At 65.9% G+C, this 7,023-nt stretch carries 2 protein-coding genes; one reads left to right on the forward strand and one right to left on the reverse strand.

Annotation, left to right across the window (positions count from 1 at the left end; all coding sequences use genetic code 11):
• Positions 1-48: 48 nt before the first annotated feature.
• Positions 49-984 carry an esterase/lipase family protein gene (locus CH278_RS12175; RefSeq protein WP_032365693.1) on the forward strand — a complete coding sequence of 312 codons (936 nt, stop codon included), beginning with the start codon at positions 49-51 and terminating at the stop codon, positions 982-984.
• Between the two features lie 69 nt (positions 985-1,053).
• Here the strand turns inward: CH278_RS12175 and CH278_RS12180 are convergent, their stop codons facing one another.
• On the reverse strand, positions 1,054-6,912 hold the full coding sequence (locus CH278_RS12180) for an amino acid adenylation domain-containing protein (RefSeq protein ID WP_094621982.1): 5,859 nt from the start codon (positions 6,910-6,912) through the stop codon (positions 1,054-1,056).
• Positions 6,913-7,023: the final 111 nt, after the last annotated feature.

The following is a 7,023-nucleotide window of genomic DNA, read 5'->3' on the forward strand; positions in this document are numbered from 1 at the left end:
ATGCAGGTGACAGCGGCGGATTCCCACGCCCCGGACGAGATAGAGGCCATGCCGAAGAAGTTCACGAGAGTATTGCCCACGGCGATTGCTGTCGCGGTGGCCGGTGCCCTGTCCTTCACCGGGACGGGCACAGCGGTCGCTGCGCCCTCGCCCACCGGAACCTCGGTTTCTGCCACGCCTACCCTCGAGGGTGCCAACGACTTCGGCTGTGTTCCCAGCGCGGCCCATCCCCGTCCGGTCGTGCTCGTCCACGGAACCAAGATGGATGCGTCCACGTGGAAGATCCTGGCACCGCAGCTGAAGAGCGAGGGCTACTGCGTCTTCGCACCCAACTACGGCGGAGTATCGCTGCTGCTCGACCCGGGCACGACCATCTGGGGCTCCGGCGACATCGCTGAGTCGGGCCGTCAGATCGGCCGTTTCGTCGACGAAGTGCTCGCGGCGACCGGTGCCGAGCAAGTCGACATGGTCGGCCATTCGCAGGGTGGCACCGCCACTCGGCAGTACATGAAGTTCGATGGCGGCACCGATGCGCAGGACCCCGCCCGCAACAAGGTGCACACACTGGTCACACTGGGCGCCACCAACCACGGCACGACCTTCGGTGGTTTGCAGCAGCTCTCCGAACTGCTCACCTCTCTCGGCCTGCCCGGCGACGCACTCACCCCCCTGACATACAACATGGCGGGTGCCCAGCAACTCGTCGGTTCGACGACGCTGACGAGCTTGAACGAAGGCGGAGACGTCGAACCAGGGGTCGAGTACACCGTCATCGCCACGCGCAACGACACCGTCTCGACACCGCCCGCGAACACCTTCCTCAAGTCCGGCGACCCTGCGATGGTGCACAACGTCTGGGTTCAGGACGTGTGCCCCACGGCGACGACGTCCCACGTCGGTCTCGTCGCCGATCCCGCTCCCCTGTACATGGTGAAGACCGCACTCGATCCCGATTACGCAACCACCACGCCCGCACCCTGCTGAACATTCTCCACACGCAACGACGAAGGCCTCACGACACGGTGTCGTGAGGCCTTCGTCGTTGCGTGTGGACTACCGGTGCAATTCCGCGTCCAGCACGGGCCCGATCTCGGTCGATGCCGGCGACGACGCCATCTGCCAGTGCGTCGAATGGACCGGGACGACCGTCATGCCCTCGCTCAGCGCACCGCGCCATGTCGCCGCCGCCACGTTGCCCGTGGGATCGTCGGTGACCGATGCGAACAGCAGCGCCCGTCCTGTGAAGGTCTGTGGCACATAGGTTTCGATGAGCTGTGCCGATTGTGCGATCCCGTCGAGGATCCCGGCGACCCGTTCGCGGGAAATCGAGTCGAAAGGTGCCGGCATCGACTTCAACAGTTCGGCCACGGAGTCGACCGTGAGTTCACCGATCTCGAGGTGGTTGTCCGCACCGACACCCAGCCCGCCGAAAATCTCGTCCGCCGATACCGGCCTGTCGACGAGGTGGTCCGACCCACCCGCAACGAACGAGTCCATCATGGCCAACGTCGAGACCTCGTGGCCCTCACGTTGCAGTTGCACGGCCATCGCATGCGCGATCAGTCCGCCCATGGACCACCCCAGCAAGTGATACGGGCCCGACGGTTGCACGGCGCGAATCTTGTCCACGAATACCGCAGCCCACTGTTCTATCGACTGCGGCACAGGTTCTGCACCGGACAGCGCGGGCGACTGCAATCCGTAGATCGGACGGTCGTCGCCGATGTGTGACGCCAGGGCACCGAAGGCCCAGGACAGACCCACGATGGGGTGGATACAGAACAGCGGGGCCGAAGAACCACCTACCCGTAGAGGTATCAGGACCTCGAGCCCGCTTGCTTCCGCTCCGTCGACTCCCGATGCCGTGGCAGCAGTGATCCGTGCCGCAAGGGAGGCAACGGACGCGTCCACGAACAACCAGTTCAGAGGAACAGGCCGACCACCGAGGGCCCCCTTCAGCTCGGAGACCAACTTGACGGCCAGCAGCGAGTTGCCGCCGAGCGAGAAGAAGTCGTCGTCGAGTCCCACGCGTTCGACTCCCAGAACGTCCGCGAACACACCGGCAACAGCTTCCTCCACCGGTGTCTGCGGCGACCTGAACTCGCGGGTCTCGAACTCCGGACTCGGCAGCGCCCGACGATCCAGCTTTCCCGCAGCGTTGAGCGGTAGAGCGTCGAGCACCACGAAGGCCGACGGAACCATGTAGGACGGCAGCGCAGAAATTGCCTCCGCCCGAACGAGCTCGACGTCGATGTCGGTACCGGGTGTAGGAACCAGGTACGCCACCAACGACTCACCGACCGCCGAGTGCGACACCACGACGACAGCCTGACTCACCGACGACCGCGCCGTCAGCGCAGTCTCGATCTCTCCCAACTCGATTCGCTGCCCACGGAACTTGACCTGAAAATCGGTGCGACCGATGTACTCGAGCCGATCGGCATCCATCGACCACCGCACCAGATCACCGGTCCGGTACATCCGCGTCCCCACGCCGTCGAACGGGTTCGCCACGAACCGCTCCGCCGATAGGTCCGGCCGCGCAACGTAACCCCGCGCCAACTGCACACCCGCCAAGTACAACTCCCCCGGAACGCCCGCCGGTACCGGATGCAGACGCGAATCCAGCACGTGCACCGAGGTGTTCCACTCGGGCACACCGATGGACACCGATCCGGACCCCGCCCCGTCCTCGGAGACATCGCGATAGGTGACGCTGACCGCCGCCTCGGTAGGCCCGTACAGGTTGTGCACCCGTGCATCCGACACTGCCCGCCAGGCATCGACGGTACCCGCGGGCAGCGCCTCACCGATGACGAAAACATGTCGCAGCGTCGAGATCGACTGCGCCGACACCGCTTCGACGAACACCGTCAGCATCGACGGCACGAAGTCCGTCACGGTCACCCCGTGCCGCGCGATATCGGCGGCGACCGCCTCGACGTCACGCTGCGCGCCCGGGGCAGCAACGATCAACCGACCGCCGGTTCGCAGCGGCAGGAAGAAGCCCCACAGCGAGACGTCGAACGTCGTCGCCGTCTTCTGCAAGTACACATCCGACGCATCGAGGCCGTATTCCTGCGCCATCCAGGCCATCTGGTTGACGATGGCCCGGTGTTCGATCGCCACGCCCTTCGGACGACCGGTCGACCCGGACGTGAACAACACGTACGCCAGATTGTCCCCGGAGGCACGCGGAAACACCACCGACCCGGACGGCTCCGGTGGATCGGTGATATCGACGACCGGAACAGCGGTCGCCGTGACGAAACCATCTCTGGCCGTGGACAACACGACCACCGGAGCGGCCGTGTCGAGGATGTAGTCGTTACGTTCGGTCGGCTGATCCGGGTCCACCGGAACGTATGCCGCGCCCGATCGCAGCACCGCATACATGCCGACCACCAACTCGACGGACCGCCGCATCGCGAGCCCCACCAGAACCCCTGGCCCGGCACCGTACTCGAGCAACAGCTGCGCAGTCGCGTCCACCCGAGCCGAGAACTCCCGATACGTCAGCGACAGTTCGCCGAACACCATCGCAACCGCGTCGGGCGTGTCGGCCACCACGCGATCGAAGCCGTCCAACAACACCTCGGCGGATTCGACGGCCACCTCGTCGCCATTGCCGCGCACCATGATTCGTTCACGCTCGGCCGAATCGAGAACGTCGATATCACCGACCACGACATCCGGACGAGCGGTCACCGCCTCGAGTACAGCCACCAACCGTCGCCCGAACGACGCCACCGTCGACTCGTCGAACAGATCCGTCGCGTACATCAGCTCGCCGGCCAGACCTGCGCCGTCTCCGAGTTCGGTGAGCGTCACCTGGAGATCGAACTTTGCCGACGCCGCCCCGGACCCGAATGCCTCGACGCCCAGATCGGGGAGCTCGAACGATCCCTGGGAGAAGTTCTGGAAGAACAGCGCTACCTGGACCAGCGGGTGCCGCCCTTGCGAACGCACCGGATCGAGTACCTCGACGAGACGCTCGAAGGGTACGTCCACATTGTCGAATGCCTCCAGGTCGGACGTACGTACGGCATCGAGTACCGCACCGAACGAGGCGTCTCGAGCGATCTGCGTTCGCAGGACCACCGTGTTGACGAACATGCCCACCAGGTCGTCCAACCGTGCGTCGCCGCGACCACCCACCGGTGCTCCCACGGCGATGTCGGACGTCCCGGACAACGTCGCCAGCAGCACCGCCAACGCTGCGTGCACCACCATGAACGCGGTGGCGTCGTGCGCGCGTGCACACTCGAGTACACGGGCGTGCAGTGCAGCGTCGATCTCGAACGCCGTCACCGCCCCCTGTCCCGATGCGACCCGCGGGCGCGGCCGGTCGGAGGGCAGATCCAACTGCTCGGGGAGGCCGTCGAGCGTGCGACGCCAATAGTCGATCTGCTTGCGAGCCAACGACTTCGGGTCCGATTCGGAGCCGAGCATGTCGAGTTGCCAGAGTGTGTAGTCGACGTACTGGACCGGCAGCGGTGCCCACTGCGGTGCCGATCCGCCGTGCCGCGCGAGGTACGCAGTCATGACGTCGCGGGACAGCGGGGCCATCGAGAGCCCGTCCGCCGAGATGTGGTGGGCAACGAAGGCCAGCACGTACTCCGGTGCTGCACCGGCGGGGTCCGTGATGTGGAACAGCCGGACACGAAACGGGATCTCGACGGTGACGTCGAATCCGCGGGTGAAGAACTGGGTGACCGCAGCGAGCGCGTCGTCACGAGCGATGCGGACCACGTCCATCCCGACGTGCGTCTCGGCCTCGTCCCGCACCTGTTGATACCCGACACCGTCGATCTCCGGGTACACGGTGCGCAACGATTCGTGTCGACCGACCACGTCCCCCACGGCAGCCTGCAGCGCGTCGACATCGAGTTCTCCGCGGAGCAACAGAGCGACCGGCACGTTGTTGAGGGCGGAGTCGGTGTCGAGGCGGTTGAGAAACCACATTCGCTGCTGTGCGGACGAGAGCGGGATGCGCTCGGGCCGCTGCCTCGACGTGTCGAGCGCAGCTCGAACCGGACCGTCCGCCGAATCGGCGGCCTGCGCCAAGGCCTCGACGGTGGAGGACTCGAACACCGAGCGCGCCGGAACATGAACGCCCAGAGCCGAACCCAATCGAGCCGCAAGCTGTGTGGCGATCAGGGAGTTGCCCCCGAGTGCGAAGAAGTCGTCGTCCAGGCCGACCCGTTCGACCCCGAGCAGCTCGACGAAGATATCGGCCACCACATGTTCGGTAGTGGTCGACGGGGACCGGAACTCCGCGGCCTCGAACACCGGTTCCGGCAGTGCGTCTCGGTCCAGCTTGCCGGTGGGAGTCAGCGGGATCGAATCGATCCGTGTGATCACCGAGGGCACCATGTGCGCAGGCAGACTCCGCCCGGCCTCGTCCAGCACCCGGTCCAGGTCGACGTCCGTCCCTGCCACCGGCAGTACGTACGCTGCGAGAACGGTTGCGCCGGTGGGACTGCGGTGACCGAGGGTCACCGCGAAATCGACCCCGTCCTGCGCTGTGAGAACGGCGTCGATTTCACCGAGTTCGATTCTGAAGCCTCGGATCTGGACCTGAAAGTCGTTGCGGCCCAGGTATTCGATGGCCCGTCCGGACGCCACTTCCCGCCAGCGCACCAGGTCACCGGTGCGGTACAGTCGGCTCTGTTCCGAGTTTCCTTCGGCTGCATACGGATTGGCGACGAAACGCGCAGCGGTCAGCGCGAAGCGTCGATGGTAACCCCGCGCAAGGCCGGCACCGGTCAGATACAACTCCCCCGGCACCCCGGCGGGCACCTGCCGCAACCGGTCGTCGAGCACGTGGTAGCCCATGTCCTTGGTGGACGGCCCGAGCAGCACGGCTTCGCCCGCGTTCAAGGGTGGCGAGATGTTGCACACCATCGACGCTTCGGTGGGGCCGTAGACGTTGTGAAAACGTCTGCCCGGTGCCCACTTCGACATCAGTTCCGAGGTGAAGGCCTCGCCGCCGATCGCGAGCACTCGCATGTCGGGCACCTCTGCCGGATCGAGTGAGGCCAGCGCCGCCGGGGTGATGAACGCATGGCTGACGCGGTGGCTGCGGAGCATGTCACCCAGATCGGAACCGCCGTAGACGCCGGGCGGGACGATGACCATCGTCGAACCTGCGCCCACAGCCATCAGTAGCTCCAGCACGGACGCATCGAAGCTGGGGGACGCGAAATGCAGTGTGCGCGAATCGGAGTCCAGCCCGTAGATCTCGACCTGAGTGGAGGTCAGCGGTGCCAGCCCGGCGTGGGAGACGGCGACGCCCTTCGGCAGACCGGTCGAGCCGGAGGTGTAGATGACGTACGCGAGCGTGGACGGGCGAATCGGTGCCCGTCGGTCGTCCGCCACGACGGGATCGTCGGACAACCCCTGGAGTGCGCCTTCGGTGTCGGACGAGTCGAGACTGATCCACGACACCGACGTCGGCATCGATTCTTCGAATTGTGTTGCAGTGACACCCATTCGCACGCCGGAGTCGTTCACCATGTGCGTGATGCGGGCGGCTGGGTAGTTGGGGTCGATGGGCACGAATGCAGCACCGGTCTTCGCCACGGCCCACACGGCCGTGACAGATTCGATCGAACGGGTCAGTGCCAGTGCCACGAAATCCTCGGGGCCGACCCCGCGTTCGATGAGCAGCCGGGCCAGCCTGGACGACCGAGAGTCGATCTCCCGATAGGTGAGCGACCGGGTGCCGCACTCCACCGCTATACCGTCCGGGTTCTTTTCCACCGCCGCGGCGAGCAGAGTCGGCAGCGCGACCGTACGGGCCGGTCGCTGTCGGGTGGGTCGTGCACGGGTAGGCCTGGGGCGGCTCGACCGTCCACCCACTCGGCCGCCCGATTCGGACGGTGTGCCGGTCGATCCATCCGAACTCATCTGAACTATGACTCCTCACCAGTGTTGCCCCGCGCTCGGTCGTGGACGACGCGTCGGCCGATCCGACCGTTCATCGTCCACGACGCGGCGAGCGTTGCAGTTCGCCTCACC

The sequence above is a fragment of the Rhodococcus sp. 05-2254-5 genome, from assembly GCF_002258575.1.
Classification (GTDB): domain Bacteria; phylum Actinomycetota; class Actinomycetes; order Mycobacteriales; family Mycobacteriaceae; genus Rhodococcoides; species Rhodococcoides fascians.